The 15,380-nt window shown below is 66.8% G+C and carries 13 protein-coding genes and 1 rRNA gene; 5 read left to right on the top strand and 9 right to left on the bottom strand.

The window, feature by feature from the left end:
- Nucleotides 1-155: 155 nt before the first annotated feature.
- Nucleotides 156-272, top strand: a 5S ribosomal RNA gene (gene rrf, locus CHC08_RS44660).
- A 303-nt stretch (nt 273-575) separates the two neighbouring features.
- Here rrf and CHC08_RS44655 read toward each other — a convergent pair.
- Entirely contained in the window at nt 576-1,367 is a 792-nt protein-coding gene (locus CHC08_RS44655) for a PhzF family phenazine biosynthesis protein (protein ID WP_089213444.1), read from the bottom strand.
- A gap of 190 nt (nt 1,368-1,557) precedes the next feature.
- On the opposite strand from CHC08_RS44655, the gene CHC08_RS44650 reads away from it, so the two are divergent.
- Entirely contained in the window at nt 1,558-1,950 is a 393-nt protein-coding gene (locus CHC08_RS44650; protein ID WP_089213443.1) for a cell division protein SepF, read from the top strand.
- A gap of 276 nt (nt 1,951-2,226) precedes the next feature.
- Here CHC08_RS44650 and CHC08_RS52115 read toward each other — a convergent pair whose 3' ends face one another.
- The 4 genes from CHC08_RS52115 to CHC08_RS44625 all read right to left on the bottom strand — a co-directional run bounded on the left by CHC08_RS52115 (nt 2,227) and on the right by CHC08_RS44625 (nt 7,494).
- Nucleotides 2,227-3,708: a hypothetical protein gene (locus CHC08_RS52115; protein WP_245878952.1), complete on the bottom strand. Its 1,482-nt coding sequence runs from the start codon at nt 3,706-3,708 to the stop codon at nt 2,227-2,229.
- Between the two features lie 143 nt (nt 3,709-3,851).
- A complete protein-coding gene (gene argS / locus CHC08_RS44635) occupies nt 3,852-5,597 on the bottom strand; it encodes an arginine--tRNA ligase (RefSeq protein ID WP_089213442.1) in 1,746 nt (581 codons plus the stop codon).
- A gap of 133 nt (nt 5,598-5,730) precedes the next feature.
- A complete protein-coding gene (gene plsX / locus CHC08_RS44630; RefSeq protein WP_275937253.1) occupies nt 5,731-6,765 on the bottom strand; it encodes a phosphate acyltransferase PlsX in 1,035 nt (344 codons plus the stop codon).
- A 72-nt stretch (nt 6,766-6,837) separates the two neighbouring features.
- Entirely contained in the window at nt 6,838-7,494 is a 657-nt protein-coding gene (locus tag CHC08_RS44625) for a DUF1707 SHOCT-like domain-containing protein (protein ID WP_089213440.1), read from the bottom strand.
- A gap of 172 nt (nt 7,495-7,666) precedes the next feature.
- Here CHC08_RS44625 and CHC08_RS44620 point away from each other — a divergent pair, with 172 nt between their 5' ends.
- Nucleotides 7,667-8,986 (top strand): KamA family radical SAM protein, encoded by a 1,320-nt coding sequence (locus CHC08_RS44620; RefSeq protein ID WP_089213439.1) that lies wholly within the window; start codon nt 7,667-7,669, stop codon nt 8,984-8,986.
- 531 nt (nt 8,987-9,517) lie between these two features.
- Nucleotides 9,518-10,474 (top strand): hypothetical protein, encoded by a 957-nt coding sequence (locus tag CHC08_RS50340; protein WP_089213438.1) that lies wholly within the window; start codon nt 9,518-9,520, stop codon nt 10,472-10,474.
- A 117-nt stretch (nt 10,475-10,591) separates the two neighbouring features.
- On the opposite strand, the gene CHC08_RS44610 is transcribed toward CHC08_RS50340, so the two are convergent.
- From CHC08_RS44610 to CHC08_RS44595, 4 genes are all read right to left on the bottom strand, one after another.
- The gene (locus CHC08_RS44610; RefSeq protein WP_089213437.1) at nt 10,592-10,771 is read right to left on the bottom strand and encodes a hypothetical protein; all 180 of its coding nucleotides are present in this window, start codon (nt 10,769-10,771) and stop codon (nt 10,592-10,594) included.
- Nucleotides 10,772-10,852: 81 nt separating this feature from the next.
- Complete coding sequence (locus CHC08_RS44605; protein ID WP_179282587.1) at nt 10,853-11,371, bottom strand: YbhB/YbcL family Raf kinase inhibitor-like protein; 519 nt, start codon at nt 11,369-11,371, stop codon at nt 10,853-10,855.
- Between the two features lie 54 nt (nt 11,372-11,425).
- Nucleotides 11,426-12,223, bottom strand: a complete 798-nt coding sequence (locus tag CHC08_RS44600) for an ABC transporter ATP-binding protein (protein WP_089213447.1) — start codon at nt 12,221-12,223, stop codon at nt 11,426-11,428.
- 64 nt (nt 12,224-12,287) lie between these two features.
- Entirely contained in the window at nt 12,288-13,223 is a 936-nt protein-coding gene (locus CHC08_RS44595; RefSeq protein ID WP_089213435.1) for an ABC transporter permease, read from the bottom strand.
- A gap of 513 nt (nt 13,224-13,736) precedes the next feature.
- Here CHC08_RS44595 and CHC08_RS44590 point away from each other — a divergent pair.
- Entirely contained in the window at nt 13,737-15,377 is a 1,641-nt protein-coding gene (locus CHC08_RS44590) for a peptide ABC transporter substrate-binding protein (RefSeq protein WP_089213434.1), read from the top strand.
- Nucleotides 15,378-15,380: the final 3 nt, after the last annotated feature.

Below are 15,380 nucleotides of genomic sequence, written 5' to 3'. Positions count from 1 at the left end.
CCTTCGCCGGGTCCGGAGCAGCGCGTGATCGGTTCATGGTGCAGAGGTTGTGTTGCCCGCGTCCACTATGTGATTCTGAAACAGCAAACACCGCCGCCTAGCCTCGTGTTGAACGGGGGTGGGTGTGAGTGTGGTGGTTGATTGTTTAATAGGGTTACGGCGGTTATGGCGAAGGGGAAACACCCGGTTACATTCCGAACCCGGAAGTTAAGCTCTTCAGCGCCGATGGTACTGCACCGGGGACGGTGTGGGAGAGTAGGTCACCGCCGGACAATCTTTTCAGAGAAGGCCACCCCGTTTCGGGGTGGCCTTTTCTGCGTTCACCCACCCGCATGCACAAAGGGGGAGTTCACGCCACACGGTGAGAACCTCCCCTTTTTTGTGTGTCCGGGGAGGGGTCTGGACCGCGGGGTACTGGCCCCCTTTTTTTCGTTTCAGGGGCTGGTCCGATGCAGACGTTTCCGGCCCGATGGCCTTTGGTCCGGTCGCCGGCCGGTTGTCATTGTCCAAGGCTTAAGGGGCTCTCCACCAGGAGAGAGGCGTCGCTCGTTGAGAACCCTCTCGTATGACCGGCTTCAGACGTGTAGCTCTCCCGAGAGCACGGTTACCGCGTGTCCGGCCAGTTCGACCCGATCGCCTCTCATGGTTGTATGGACGACACCGCCCCGCTCGGAGAGTTGGGCCCCGACCAGCGCGTCGGAGCCGAGCTTGCCTGACCAGTAAGGTGCCAGGGCGCAGTGGGCGGAGCCCGTCACCGGGTCTTCGGGGACGCCGACCCGAGGCGCGAAGAAGCGGGACACATAGTCGGCGTCGGACGACTGGGATGCCCGAGCCGTCACGATGATTCCTCGTGCGTCCACGGCCTCCAGGGCGCGAAAGTCAGGAGAGACGGCACGCACAGCCTCCTCGGACTCGACTTCTACGAGATAATCCCAAACATTTTTTCCGGTCCAGAGAGGTTTAACTCCCAGCGCCTCTATCAGGCCGGATGGCGGGCTCACTTCTCTGAGTACTTTTACTGGGAAATCCATGGTGATTAAACCGGATTTATCCCTGGTCGTAGACAGGATTCCACTCTTCGTTGAGAATTCGAGGGTTTCCGGGACCGTTTCTGTGGAATACAGCACATGCGCTGTGGCCAAGGTCGCATGCCCGCACAGGGCTACCTCGACCGAGGGCGTGAACCAACGGAGCGAATACGGCTCGCCGTCTTCCCCTCCGAGCAGGAAGGCCGTCTCCGAGTGCCGCATCTCCGCTGCCAGGGACTGCATCCAGGCGTCGGGGACCGGATTACCAAGTACACAGACCCCTGCGGGGTTACCCTTGAAAAACTGGTTGGTAAACGAATCGACCGTATAGATACGCATGACGTGATGCTAACGGTCTCGGTAATAACCAGTCGAAACCAGGGTAGATGATCAGGTAAACCTGTGCGGTAGCCGTACAAAGTGGAAATAAGTACTGGGCGTGTCGCATGGCGAACTTCTGGTCGTCGGTTACCGTCCAAGATGTAGGGACAAGCCGACTGCGGCGTGGTCCTGAGGAAAGGACAAGCCGATGGGGGCAGTGCGCAAGGTGGCGAGCTACCTTGGCCTGGGCGGGACAGAGCAGTATGACGAGTCCTACGACTACGAGGATGAGGTCGAGGGCGAGGAAGAGGACTGGCAGCCTGCCTCCGAGCGTGCGGCCAAGCGCTGGCGCGCGATGACCGAGCCTTCACGGATCGTGATGCTGACTCCGCGAAAGTACAACGACGCACCGATCATCGGACGGCACTTCCGCGAGGGTCAGACCGTCATCATGGACGTCAACGGTATGAGCACCGCCGAGGCCACGAGGATGGTCGACTTCGCCGCGGGTCTGGCCTATGGCTGCGAGGGTCGTATCGAGCGCATCGCCGAGAAGGTCTTCCTGCTGGCTCCGGCCGAGGTGGAGATCACCACCGGCTGATCCTGGAAAACAGCCGGAACGCGTCCCCCCCGCGTGCCGGCGTTCTCTTGGATTGGATCAGCGTGGTTTCCACCATCCGGTGCCGGCGTTCTCCTATCAGTATGGTTTCCACCACCTGTGGCCGCCTTGGATCAGCACGGTCTGCGTCACATGCGGGTGCTCTGGTCCAACACGGCTCTGGGTACGCGGGGTTTCCCGGCCAGGCGTGGTTTCCAGCGCGTGCCGTTGCCTCGGTCTGGGCTGATCTGCCATCCCGCCGACGCCCGGCCCGTTCGGTTAGCCGGCGCGGGGACCTCTGCGGAGCAGGCGGGTCAGCTCGGCCAGGTCCGAGGTCGCCGTCTGGGCACGGGCCTCGGCCTCGCGGGCGTACTCATGCAGGGCCCACACCGCGCCCTGCGCCATCTCCCGGAGCTCGGAGAGCTGCGCGACGACGTATTCGGCGTCCGCCTGCTCACGCTTGCGCCTGCGCCACAGCCGATGGCCTCCCACCGCGGCCAGGATCAGCCCGAGCGCCGCGAGCGGCAGTGCCACCGGGATGGCGAGTGCGATCACCAGGGCCACCGCACCGAGAGCGAGCAGCGCGTAGGCAAGCCAGGGGCGGCCGCGGACCGGGGTGCCGTCGATGCTGATGCGCTCCTCGGCGGCGGCCAGCGACTCGGCGTCCGGGCCTTCGGGGCGAAGCGTCACGCGGTGGCCGAGGATGGGCATGACGACTGACTCCGGAGGCGTGACCTGGGTGGCCTGCACGAGACTCTCGGCCGCCGTTCGCACGATCGGAGCGGCCACGTGAAGGGCGATGGCGGCCTGGTAGCGGTGGGAGCCGGGTTGCAGGTCGCTGAGGAGGTGTCCTCCAAGGGAGCTCATCGGACCCTCGGCCTCGTTGGAGCCGATCAGGTGCCGGAGCACGGTCAGTGGCTCGCCATCGCTCCATGCGGCCGGATCATCCAAGGGCCCAGGCGGGTTCCCTCCGCTCCATGCGGCCGGTCCGTCCGGGGAACCGGTCGGGTTTCCCTCGTTTTGTGCGGCCGGTCCGGCCGGGTTTCCGGGGTTTCCCTCGTTCTGGGCGGTGGTCCGTTCACCGGGAGGACCGGTGGGATTTCCCCTGGCGCCCTCCCGATTTCCCCCAGTGTTCTCCCGGACCGAAGTGATCTCGACGCAGCGGTCGCGCAGGCGGGTCAGCTGGGCGGCCGCCTGGACGGGCTCGGCGAGCTCGGGGAGCTCGGCGAGCCCGGGGAAGTCGGACAGCGACGGCGGCACCACCGTCGACGGGTCGTCCGGGGTCAGGGCTCGCAGCCACCGGTCGGGCTCGGAGGCGGTGGCCGAGGCCACCGCGTCGAGCTTGCGGAGCACGAAGATCTTGCCTGCGGGGCCGTACGCGCCCCTGGCGGCGGCGAGCCAGAGGGCTCGCTGGCCGTGGGTCACCGGGCGATCCAGGGACAGCTCGCCGAAGGCGATGCCCAGCCAGGAGGCATGGATCTGGTCGCCCTGGCCGGCGACGGCGAGGGCGAGGCAGAGGAAGAGCGCGGTCCGTTGCTCGTCGCGCTGCGCGGCGCGGGCGAGGGGTTCGAGTGCCTCCTCGCCGTCCAGGAGCAGAGTGAGAGCCTCGACGGCCGGGGCCAGCCAGTAACCGGGCACGTCGATGGGCTTGGTCGGCATCCCGGAGGAGGTGGCACCGGCGGCTAGGTTGGTCAGGAGCGCCTCGGCATAGCGGTGCAACTCCGTCCCCGCGTGGGGATGCGCGGTCAGGTCTGTGCTCAAGGCAGAGAACTCTCCGAAGTTGTGACCGATGACCGCGCCAGCGTAGTGCGCCTCGGACATGCCCGCGGGGAGGCACGCCGAAAGCAACTTTGCCAGATGATCGCCTTAACCTGGCGAATCAAGGCGATCATCTGGTGGACAGATCACATTCGCTCGGGCACGGGGACGCCGAGCAGATCCAGCCCGGTCTTCAGCACGTCCAGAGTGAGCGCGCACAGGGCGAGTCGTGAGGCGCGCGTGGCCGGATCGACGTCGTCCTTCAGGACCGGGCAGTTCTCGAAGAACGTGGTGAAGGCGCTCGCGGTGTCGAAGAGGTAGGCGGCGAGCTTGTGAGGCATCGAGCCTTCCGCCATCTCCTCGACGGCCGCGCCGAACCCGAGCAGTTGCAGGGCCAGGGCGCGCTCGGCCGGATGGCCGAGGACGATCGGACCGGTCGTCTCGGACGGGTCGACCCCACCCCTGCGGAAGATGGAGCGGATCCGGGCCTGGGCGTACTGCAGGTAGGGGCCGGTGTTTCCGGTCAGGGCGAGCATGCGGTCGAAGTCGAAGACGTATTCGCTGTCGTGGCTGACCGACAGGTCGGCGTACTTGACCGCGCCCATGCCGACGGCGTGCGCGATCTCCGTGCGCTCCGCCTCGCCGTACTCCCTGTCCTGGATCGCCGCGGCGGCTCTGGTCTCGGCCTCGTCGAGGAGCTCCAGGAGCTTGATGGACGCACCGCTCCGGGTCTTGAACATCTTGCCGTCGCTGCCCAGCACGCTGCCGATCTGGACGTGCTCCGCACGGACGTGGTCGGGCAGCCAGCCCGCGATCCTGGCGGAGTCGAACAGCATCGACATGTGCATGGCCTGCGTCACGCCGATCACGTAGATGATCCGGTCGGCCTTGAGGTCCTGGACCCGGTAGCGGATCGTCGCCATGTCCGTGGTGGCGTAGCCGTATCCGCCGTCGCTCTTGCGGATCATGAACGGGAGCGGCTGGCCCTCGCGGCCGGTGTAGCCGGGCGGGAAGACGCAGAGCGCGCCCTCGCTGACGACGGCGATCCCGCGCTCCTGCAGGTCGTCGCAGACCTGGGCGAGCATGGAGTTGTACATGCTCTCGCCGGCGATGTCGTCGTCGGTCAGCGTCACGCCGAGCTGGGCGTAGACCTTGTTGAAGTAGCGGACCGTGGCGTCCATGAAGATGTGCCACAGACGCATGGTCTCCGGCTCTTCGCTCTGGAGGGTCACCACCCGCGTGCGGGCGCGCTTGTTGAACTCCGGGTCGCTGTCGAACTTCGCCCGAGCGGCCTGGTAGTAGGCGTTGCCCTCGCCGGCTTCGAGCTGGGCGACCGCGGTCTCCTCGCCGATGTCCAGCAGGTGCTCGATGAGCATGCCGAACGGCGTGCCCCAGTCGCCCAGGTGGTTCTGCCGGATGACCTTGTTGCCCAGGTGCTCGTGGACCCGGGCGAGCGCGTCGCCGACGATGGTCGTGCGCAGGTGACCGACGTGCATCTCCTTGGCCGCGTTGGGCGCGGAGTAGTCGATCACGACGATCTGCGGGGAGGCGGACGGGGCGACGCCGTGGCGCGGGTCGGCCAGGATCTCGGACGCCTGGGCCGCGATCCAGTCGTCGGAGAGCGTGAGGTTGAGGAAGCCGGGGCCGCTGACCTCGACGGTGCCGGGGAATCGCTCGCCCTCGGCGCCGCCGGTGAGGTGGTCGGCGATCTCCTGGGCGACCTCCCGCGGGGCTCGTCGCAGTCGCTTGCTCAGGCTCATCGCCACGTTCGCCTGGTAGTCGGCGAACTGGGAGGGACGGATCAGCGGATCTGCGTCGGCGTACTCCGTACCGAAGGCGGCGGCCAGCGCCTGCTGGACGCGCTCGGTGAGTACGAGCTGCGGGTCGGTCATGACCTAAGGGTATCGGGTACCCGATCGTGGACCGGCTGCATTTTCGGGGATCCCACGATCTTGAAAACCGATCGCGGTACGGCCGGACGCGGTGTCACCAGAGGCGATGCGACCGGATGCGGTGTCAGCGGTGTCACCAGAGGCGGTGCGACCGGTGGGTGGTGGCGAGACGTTCGCCGATGCGGTTCACCACACCCTCTTGGGCCAGCCTGGCCGCGAGCACGCAGGCGGCGCTGACGCCTTTGGCGTGCGAGTCTCCGTGCGCGATGACCACGGTGCCGTTCAGCCCGAGCAGTACGGCTCCGCCGTGGACCTCGGGGTCCAGGCGCCGGTAGAGCTCCCTGATGCGTTTCTTCTGCAGCAACCCGCCGATCCTGGCCGTGCGGCTCTCATTGATCGTCTCGCGGAGCTCGGCGAAGGCGTAGCGGACGCTGCCCTCCATGGTCTTGAGCGCGACGTTGCCGGTGAAGCCGTCGGCGACGATGACGTCCACGGTTCCGGAGAGCAGGTCGTGGCCCTCGATGTTGCCCGCGAAGACGAGCCCCGGGGCGGCCGAAAGCAGCTCGTGGGCTCGTTTGACGAGCTTGTTGCCCTTCTCCGGCTCGCTGCCGATGGTCAGCAGGCCGATCCTGGGCTCGCTGATCCCCAGGGCGGTCTCCGCGTACGCCGCGCCGAGATGGGCGAACTGCACCAGCATTTCGGGCTTGACCTCGGCGTTCGCCCCCGCGTCGAGCAGGATGGTGGGATTCGGGCGAGTCGGCAGGGCGACGGCGATGGCGGGCCTGAGCACCCCAGGTTGGCCGCGGAGCCGGAGCTTGCCGGTGGCCACGATCCCGGCGGTGGATCCGGCGGAGACCACGGCGCAGGCGTCGCCTCGCCGTACGAGATGGCAGGCGACGGCGATGCTGGAGCGCGGGCGGCGCAGGCTGGCGAGGGCGCCCTCGTCCATGGCCAGTGCCTCCTCGGCCCGGACGATCGGGATCTCGGCGGCCGCGTCGTGCCGGTGGAGCGCCTCGGCGAGCGGGCGGGGGGCACCGACGAGAACGACGGGAATCCCGTGCTCTCTCACTGCCTGTACGGCTCCCGCCACGATCTCGTCCGGGGCGTGGTCGCCTCCCATCGCGTCCAGAGCGATCGGAATGACGCCGGGGGCGTCGGTATCAGGCAAGCGGTCACCTCGCGCGGGATGGTTTGTCCGCATCGTAGGCGGGGTGAGGGACCGGTTGGGTAGCCGGGGCGATCAGGGCTTGTCGGGGAGATTCCAGTCGGTTCTCTCCCTCGCGACGATGATCTTCCCGAAAGTGGCCCGGCCGACGACTTTGATCACCGGTCCGCCCTCGCCGCCGAGGCCGCCCGAGATGTGCCGCTTGGCGAACAGTCCGCTGACCTCGTCGATGACGTGGGCGTTCTCGGGCACCCTGACGATCAGCTTGCCACAGAAGGAGGTGAGCTCAAGCGTGATCTCCCGGCCGGGCAGCACCGCGTCGGACAGGTCGACGATCAGCGCGCCGAAGGTGGCGCTCAGCGCCGTGTGCCGTCCGGCGACCCAGCGCCCGCCCCGCACGACCTTGCTGAAGACGGCGGTGACCTCCTGGCGACCGGCGGCGACCCCGGGCGAGGCGGGGGCGTCGACGTCGGGCAGGTCACGGGTGATCGGGACGAGCTCGTCCACGGTCACGGAGTTGTAGGTCGCCTCGAGGCGGTCGGCGTGCTCGACGCTGGTCAGCCGGCCGGTGGCGAGTGCCTCGCTCAGAACGGCGGCCACCCGGTCGCGGTCGGCGTCGGATGCGCGCAGGGCGGGAGCGGGGGCGGTGTCGAATGCGCGCAAGGCGGGGGCGGGGAGGCCGGATGCGCGACCGGCCCCTGACGTGCGCGGGGCGGGATTGTGGGGCGTCATGAGGTCGAGTGTACGACGATTCGAGATATATCGCGATAGGTGTTTACCGGCGAACTTACTCCGTAATGGAACCGTCAGTAGGGGTAATTACGTCCTGGTAATAAACGACATCGACGCACGACCATCTAGATAGGTTGACGCCAAGAGCAACAAAAACGAAGGGCAAGGATTAGTGATCTTGAACGAAGGCTCTACGCGGGGGTTCCGGGCCTACACTTCCAAGCATCTCGACGGCCTGCTGCAGCGAGGCGGCGTGGGGGACGAGGAGCGGCTCCGGATCAGGGCGGTGGCGACGGTGCTGCCCTTCCGCACCAACGCCTACGTGGTGGATCAGCTCATCGACTGGTCGGCCGTTCCCGAGGACCCCATCTATCGTCTGGTCTTCCCTCAGGCGGACATGCTGCCCGAGGCGGACGTCACCAGGCTGGCGAGCCTTCTGAACGCCGGCGCACGAAACGCCGAAATCCAGGCGGCGGCAAACGAGGTCAGGATGCGGCTCAACCCGCACCCGGCGGGCCAGCTGGAGCTCAACGTTCCGCGCATCGGCCAGGAGCCGGTGCCCGGTATGCAGCACAAATATCCCGAGACATTGCTCTTCTTCCCCAAGCAGGGGCAGACCTGTCATGCCTACTGCACCTACTGCTTCCGGTGGGCGCAGTTCATCGGGGAGCCCGACCTGAAGTTCGCCTCCGACGACGTCGACAGCCTTGTCAGCTATCTGAAGGATCACCCCGAGGTGACCAGCGTGCTGTTCACCGGCGGAGATCCGATGATCATGAGTGAGGCGGTGCTCCGCCGCTACCTGGAACCGCTCCTTGAGGTGGAGCAGCTCGAGTCCATCCGCATCGGCACCAAGTCGCTGGCCTACTGGCCCCAGCGGTTCGTCTCCGACCCGGACAGCGCCGACACGCTGCGCCTGTTCGCCTCCGTCGCGGACGCGGGCAAGACCCTGGCCTTCATGGCGCACTTCTCCCACCCCAGGGAGATGGAGTCTCCGATCGTGGAGGCCGCCGTGGCCGGGATCCTCTCCACCGGTGCGGTGATCAGGACCCAGGCCCCGCTGATCAGGTCGATCAACGATGATCCCGGGACCTGGTCGTCCATGTGGCGCAGGCAGCTCACGATGGGCATGGTGCCCTACTACATGTTCGTCGAGCGGGACACCGGACCGCAGGACTACTTCGCGGTGCCCCTCGCGCGGGCATACGAGATCTTCAGGGACGCCTACGCGAGCGTTTCGGGACTGTGCCGCACGGTGCGGGGCCCCTCCATGTCGGCCACGCCCGGGAAGGTCTGCGTGGACGGTGTCGCGGAGATCGCCGGGCAGAAGGTCTTCGTGCTCCATCTCATCCAGGCGCGCGATCCCGAGCTGGTCGGGCGTCCTTTCTTCGCGCGGTACGACCCGAAGGCCGTGTGGCTCACCGACCTGCAGCCGGCGTTCGCGGACCGCTTCCCCTTCGAGCCCGCGACGGTCCAGCGGCTCTCCGCCTGATTCGTCCGGGATTCGGCGACGGTCCAGCGGCTCCCCGCCTGATCCGTCCGGGAGTTCGCGACGGTCCAGAGGTTGTCCGCCTGATCCGTCTGGTCAAGCGGGCCTCCGGTAAATGGAAAATCTGGCACCGCAGCCCGTGACCTCTTTTTCCCTCCTCTTTTCCAGCTCATTGTTCTCCAGGGCGTGAAGGTGCGCTTCGGACCTCTGCGGTATTTGCGGCATAAGGATTGACGGACCGTAATCCTTCGCGATGCTATTTCCAGATTTACCGGCCGCGCCGGGTGGGCCTCTGCGCCCGCCCGGCGCCTCCATGCTGGGGCTCCAGCCCCTGTTCGCACGGGTAATCCGATCTTCACGGACTGGCTTTGGACTCCCTCTCACTGGTGATACAAATGCCGAAGCAGCTTCCGGCCGGCGTGTTTCGTGTAGCTCTCCAAATCGCACCCGTCGGTAATCCGGGGTTTCAGGCTCGCCTTTTCTGGCTGTTTTTAAGAAATCGGGCGGGCCGACTACATGCTGGAAAGGCAAATCATGAAGCGAGTCATCAAGACAGCCGTGGCCGTGGCCGCGTTCGGTCTCGCGGCGGGGATCTGCGCGCCCGCTCAGGCACAGACGTACGACGCCTCCGACATCATCAACGGCCTCGGCGGATCGAGCCCGATGGCCGGCGTGGGCACCGGCATCATCGACTTGGGCATGAACCAGTCCAGCTTCGCGGGCGGGCAGTTCGTGGGCGACCCGTACGCGGGCGGGCAGTTCGCGGGCGGGCAGGGGCAGGGGATCGTGTCGTTCGGCGGCCAGAGCCCCCTGAACCTGTTCAGGCGTGCCGGGAACGTCTCCGCCGACAGCCACTACATGCCCTGGGCGCCCTCGTACCCCATGGAGAGGCTCATCTGCGTCTCCAAGGACGACCCCGCCTACGGCACCGCGCTGAGCGGCGTGAACCCGATGGCCGGACCGGCACCCGTGGCTCCCGTCGGCCCCGAGAGCATCGCGGCCGGCCCCGGCGGCCCGGTCATCCCGACGCCGGAGCTCGTCGAGACCGTCCAGCCCTCCGTCGCGGAGGCCGCGGCCCTCGCCGGGCAGCAGCCCGAGGCCGCCGCCCTCATCGACGTGGCGCAGCAGCCCGCTCCGCCCGCGGATGCCTCGGCTCCGCAGCAGACCGCCGAGCAGGTGGCCGCCACGGCCGCGCAGCAGGCGGCGGCGCAGATGAGCGCCCCCGCTCCGCAGCAGGCCGACCCGGCCCCGCAGCAGGCCGCCGAGCAGGCGGGTGCCCCGGCCCCGCAGATGGACGCTCCGGCCCCGCAGGAGGCAACCTCGCAGACCGAGGCCGCACCCGTCACCCCGGCCACGGAGCCGGTCGTCGGCTCCGCGGCCGAGGTGCTCGCCCCGGTGAGCGACGCCGTCGCGGAGGGGGCCACCGCCACCGTCGGCGCTCCCGTGGCCGGCGCGAGCATGGACAGCACCGAGCTCGTCGCCGCCCGGTAGCCCCGCGGAGGGGGACTGAACGGCGCTGCGGCGGGCGGAGCCGAACGGTTACGGCAACAACGGTTAGGGCAACAGGGAAACCGGCCGGTGCATGGCACCGGCCGGTTTCTTGTCTGTTCAGTGACTTGGTCCCCGCACGGAGGTGCGACGGGCAATCTGAGCCTGCAGCCTGGCCATCTGCCAGTGCAGTTCGATGAGCTGCTCAGTGAGCTGGAGTCGGGGAATCTCCGATGGGTCCTCTGTGGCCAGGTGGTCGATCGCGGTCGACAGCTCCAGCATCGCTCGCCCCCACTCCATGACGGCTTCCTAGGATCGAAACAACGTTCGAATCATAGCGGAACGCCGATCGCGATGTCAGTCGATTGCCCCTTGGACCACTCAGGTTTCGTACACAGGTGCGATATATCCGCGGGCCAGGGTGTGAGCCGTGATGTTGAAGCCGATGACGGCGGGCGGCGTGTCCCTGTCGACGCCCAGTTTCTCCACGTCGAGGGCGTGCACCGCGAAGATGTAGCGGTGCGGGAACCCGGGTGGCGGGGCGGCGCCGCCGTACGCGTTGATGCTGTAGTCGTTGCGGCCGTGAACGCCCAGGTCGCCGTCGGCGCCCGCCCCGGCCGGCAGCTCGGTCACGTCGGCGGGGAGGTCGAACAGCAGCCAGTGCCAGAATCCGCTGCCGGTGGGGGCGTCGGGGTCGAAGCACGTCACCGCGTAGCTGAGGGTGCCCTCGGGGGCACCGGACCAGCGCAGGTGCGGGGAGACGTTCTGCCCGTCCGAACCCCAGTCGTTGAACACGTGGGTCTTGGCCAGGGTCTCACCGTCGCGGACGTCGTCGCTCTCGACGGTCAGCGCCGGAACCTGGGGCAGGAAGTCATATGGAATCGGTGGCCGTGAGGACACGATTCACCTCCGATGAGAAGCGTCTTGTCGGTCGCTCCTCATCTTGCCCTGCCGTCAGACGGCGTTGTACGCCTCCAGGACCGTCTTCGGGTCACCGTCCATCTTGATCTTGCCCTTGTGCAGCCAGAGGACCCGGTTGCAGGTCTCCTCGATCACGTCGAGGTTGTGCGCGACCAGGAAGACCGTGCCCGCCTCGTCGCGCATCTTCTTGATGCGATCCTGGCTCTTGCGCTTGAAGTCACGGTCGCCGGTGGCCAGGGCCTCGTCGATGAGCAGCACGTCGTGTGCCTTGGCCGAGGCGATGGCGAAGCGGAGCCTGGCGCCCATGCCGGAGGAGTAGGTCGACATGGGGAACTGCACGAACTCGCCGATTCCGGAGAAGTCGACGATCTCGTCATACTTCTCCTTCACCTGCGCGGGGTTCATGCCCATGGCGTAGCAGCCGAGCACGATGTTGCGCTCACCGGTGAGCTCGCGCATCAGCGCGGCGTTGACGCCGAGCAGGGAGGGCTGGCCGTCGGTGTAGACCGCGCCCGAGTGCGGGGGCAGCAGACCGGCGATGGCGCGCAGCAGCGTGGACTTGCCGGAGCCGTTGCGGCCGACGATGCCGATGGCGTCGCCGTGACGGGCCACGAAGGAGACGCCGCGGACGGCGTGGATCTCCTTCATCTGCGGCCGGCCCTGGCGCTTGAGAAGGCGCAGGAGGGCCGTGGCCGCGTTGCCCTTCTCCGCCTCTGTGGCCGCGCCGTACACCCGGTAGATGATGTGCAGGTCGTCCACGATGACCGTCGGAGTGCCCGCGCGGTCGTCGCCGGACTCTGGACCACCGGAGGGCTCCGGATTGGGGTGCACCCTGACGTCCGTGCTGGGGACGCCGGAATCCTCGGCCTTCACTCGGGACAGCTCCTCAGTCAACTCAGCCACGGCCGTACTTCTCCTCGGCTCGCCAGAAGTACCAGAAGCCACCGACCACTGCGAACACCGCCCAGAATACGCAGACCATCCAGATGTACGGTCGCGGCTCGTGCGTCCGCATCAACAGGTCCCGCATGAGCTCGATGTAGGCGGCGGCCGGGTTGAAGTACATGATGTCGGCGATCCACTGGAGTGCCTTGTTGGTGCCGGCGACCTTGTCCTCGATCGAATAGAACACGCCCGAGGCGTAGAGCCAGGTGCGCATGATGAAGGGCAGCAGCTGGTTCAGGTCACGGGCGGTGGAGCCGACGCGGGCCAGGACCAGGCTGGCGCCGATGTTGAACAGCGTCTGCAGCGCCAGCGCGACCGGGATCAGCAGCCAGTACCAGGTGACCGGCTCGTTGGTGACCAGCACCAGCGCGACCAGCACGCCCATCGAGATCAGGAGCTGCTGGAACTCCTGGATCGTGTAGGCGAGTGGAAGCGCCGCGCGCGGGAAGTGCAGGGCGCGGATCAGCGAGAGGTTGCTGGAGATCGCCTTGGCGCCGCTGCTCACCGAGCGCTGGGTGTAGGTGAAGACGAACATGCCGGTGATGAGGAAGGCCGGGTAGTTCACGATGTTCTTGTTCGCGCCCAGGATCAGGCCGAACATCAGCCAGTAGATCCCGGCGTTGAAAAGAGGAGTGAGGACCTGCCAGAGCTGGCCCATGGCTGAGTTGCTGTACTTCGAGACGTTACGCGAAGTGGCGTAGGTCATGACGAAGTGCCGTCGGTCCCACAGTTGACGCAGGTAGACGGGCAGACTGGGGCGTGCGATGGCACGCCGAAGTCCGTAACGCTTGGCGAGCTTGGCCAGCGGCTCTTGCCCCTGCTCAGGGGTGCCGTTTTTCGGGCCGCCCGCCTGGGCGTCCGCGACCGCGGATTCCGGCTGGCTCATGGCAAGGACTCTATTGGATGCGAGTGGATGAAGTGCCTGCGGCGGGGTCCCGCCGCACACATTGGACGCGATCTCCAGGAAAGAGGTTCCGGGGCATCCGGGGTAATTGTGTGGTTCGCCTACGAGCCACCGGCTCCCCTGCGACGCGGTCAACGGTAACCCAGGCGAGAACCGTCTGCGGGCAACGGATGCGAGCACTCTTCGCGCGGGGGTATTTTGACGTGACCGTTCACGTCCCGCGTGTCCTTACATGCCCTTTTTATGCATACTTGAGAGCTTGGTGCGGTCGAGCTGGCAGACTTGTGGCGCCGAACTGGCTTACGCGTGACCGAATTGTTACATCACAGAGACAACTCGGTGTGGAGTGGTACGGGATAGTCGCGTCCGACTGGTGTGGTGTCAGCGCGCAGGCCAAGATCGCGGAGCTCGGAGGACCACGACATCCTTCTCCGCGTTGCCTGACCTTCGGGAGCTCAATGTCGACGCCCGCCTGCAATGGGAGGAAATACCGTAATGCGTTTTACTAAGGGCGCCCGGATTGCCGCCGGCACCGCAGTGCTCGCCCTGGGGCTGGCCGCGTGTGGCAGTGCGACTTCCACGGGCGGGGGGTCGGCCTCGGCCGATCAGCCCGTGCGCATGGAGCTCGGTGAGCCTCAGAAGCTCTTCTATCCCGGCGACACCGTCGAATCCGAGGGCGCCGAGGTCCTGGCGGCCGTCTTCGCCCCGCTGGTGACCTACGACGACGAGAAGCAGGTCGTCAACGAGGTCGCCGAGTCGATCGAGACCAACGACAACAGGGTCTGGACGATCAAGATCAAACCGGGCTACACCTGGCAGGACGACAAGGGCAGCCCGCTGGTCGCGCAGAACTACGTCGACGCGTGGAACTACGCCGCCAACCAGGACAACGCGCAGGGCGCCAACGGCTTCTTCAACCGCGTCGAGGGCTGGGCCGACCTCAACCCGGGCGAGGGCAACAGCGTCGCCGCCGGCGGGAAGATGAAGGGCCTGAAGGTCGTCGACGAGAACACCTTCCAGGTCACCCTCAGCACGCCGTTCTCCCAGTTCAAGACCATGCTGGGCTACACGGCGTTCTACCCGCTGCCGCCCTCGGCCTTCGGCGACGACGGCAAGATCACTGAGGCGTACGCCAAGCAGCCGATCGGACAGGGCCTCTTCCGGTTCGACAAGCCCTACAACAAGGGCACCGACCAGACGATCAACCTGACCCGGTACGACAAGTTCCCGGGCAAGAAGCCGAAGTTCGACAAGCTTCAGTTCAAGCTCTACACGAGCCCCGAGACCGCGTTCAACGACCTCGCCGCGGGCAACCTCGACATCCACGACTCGCTGCCCCCGTCTGCGATCTCCCGGGCCAAGGCGGAGTTCGGCGAGCGCTACATCGACCAGGCCGACGCGACCATCGCCTACATCGGCTTCCCGCTGCAGTACAACAAGACCTACGCGAACGTGAAGGTCCGCGAGGCCATCTCCCTGGCCATCGACCGCAAGACGATCTCCGAGACGGTCTTCTCCGGCACCCGGGCCCCGGCCGACGACTTCATCAACCCGCTGCTCGACGGCTACCGCCAGGGCGCCTGCGCGGTCTGCACCTACGACCCCGCCAGGGCCAAGACGCAGTACACCGAGGCGAACGGCCCGAAGACGCTGGAGCTGGGCTACAACTCCGACGGCCCGCACAAGGAGTGGATCGAGGCGGTCGCCAACAGCCTCCGCGCCAACCTCGGTGTCCAGGTCACGGTGAAGCCGTTCGAGAAGTTCGCCTCGATCCTCGACGAGCTGGACCAGAAGACCTACGGCGGCATGTTCCGCATGGGCTGGGCGATCGACTACCCGTCCGCGGAGAACTACCTGACCCCCGTCTTCTCCACCGTCGCGATCAAGACCGGCTCGAACTACGCGGGCTGGTCCAACAAGGAGTTCGACGAGCTCCTCGCCAAGGGCGACAGCGCTCCGACGCAGGCGCAGGGGCTGAAGTTCTACCAGCAGGCCGACGACATCCTCATCAGGGAACTGCCGTACATCCCGGTGTACTTCTACCGGATCAACGCCGCGTTCTCCCAGAACGTCAAGGGCGTCAAGATCAACCTGCTCAACCAGGTCGAGTGGGCCGAGGTCGAGAAGACCGTCTGACGG

Source organism: Streptosporangium subroseum (assembly GCF_900188345.1).
GTDB lineage: Bacteria > Actinomycetota > Actinomycetes > Streptosporangiales > Streptosporangiaceae > Streptosporangium > Streptosporangium subroseum.
Note: the sequence above shows the minus strand (reverse complement) of the source record. Positions and strands in the feature narration are given on the sequence as shown.

Excerpts from the sequence above, each read along its gene's own strand:
- CHC08_RS44655 (WP_089213444.1), bottom strand. The coding sequence starts at position 1,367 with ATGCGTATCTATACGGTCGATTCGTTTACCAACCAGTTTTTCAAGGGT.
- CHC08_RS44650 (WP_089213443.1), top strand. The coding sequence starts at position 1,558 with ATGGGGGCAGTGCGCAAGGTGGCGAGCTACCTTGGCCTGGGCGGGACA.
- argS (WP_089213442.1), bottom strand. The coding sequence starts at position 5,597 with ATGACCGACCCGCAGCTCGTACTCACCGAGCGCGTCCAGCAGGCGCTG.
- CHC08_RS44625 (WP_089213440.1), bottom strand. The coding sequence starts at position 7,494 with ATGACGCCCCACAATCCCGCCCCGCGCACGTCAGGGGCCGGTCGCGCA.
- CHC08_RS50340 (WP_089213438.1), top strand. The coding sequence starts at position 9,518 with ATGAAGCGAGTCATCAAGACAGCCGTGGCCGTGGCCGCGTTCGGTCTC.
- CHC08_RS44610 (WP_089213437.1), bottom strand. The coding sequence starts at position 10,771 with ATGGAGTGGGGGCGAGCGATGCTGGAGCTGTCGACCGCGATCGACCAC.
- CHC08_RS44595 (WP_089213435.1), bottom strand. The coding sequence starts at position 13,223 with ATGAGCCAGCCGGAATCCGCGGTCGCGGACGCCCAGGCGGGCGGCCCG.
- CHC08_RS44590 (WP_089213434.1), top strand. The coding sequence starts at position 13,737 with ATGCGTTTTACTAAGGGCGCCCGGATTGCCGCCGGCACCGCAGTGCTC.